Source organism: Pseudomonas sp. GLN_2 (genome assembly GCF_043106005.1).
Classification (GTDB): domain Bacteria; phylum Pseudomonadota; class Gammaproteobacteria; order Pseudomonadales; family Pseudomonadaceae; genus Aquipseudomonas; species Aquipseudomonas alloputida.
In genome coordinates this window covers 1-365 of the sequence record NZ_JBICMC010000037.1, presented here as the reverse complement: position 1 = coordinate 365, position 365 = coordinate 1, and the positions used below count along the sequence as shown (strand labels likewise).

At 64.4% G+C, this 365-nt stretch carries 1 pseudogene; it reads right to left on the bottom strand.

Going from position 1 to position 365, the window contains the following annotated elements:
• Positions 1-365: pseudogene (locus ACF8Q6_RS10085) on the bottom strand (transketolase); the annotation flags it as partial.

Below are 365 nucleotides of genomic sequence, written 5' to 3'. Positions count from 1 at the left end.
TTGTGGTCGACGATGGTGTGGCCATCACGGTTGAACTGGGCTGCCAGCACTTTTTCTGCCAGGGCGAAGCCCACGGCGTTGGCGATACCCTGGCCGAGCGGGCCGGTGGTGGTCTCGACACCTGGGGTGTAGCCGTACTCCGGGTGGCCCGGGGTGCGGCTGTGCAGCTGGCGGAAGCCTTTGATGTCATCGATGGTGACGTCGTAGCCGGTCAGGTGCAGCAGCGAGTAGATCAGCATCGAACCGTGGCCGTTGGACAGCACGAAGCGGTCACGGTCGGCGAAGCTCGGGTTGCTCGGGTTGTGCTTCAGGTAGTCGCGCCAAAGCACTTCGGCGATATCCGCCATGCCCATGGGGGCACCTGG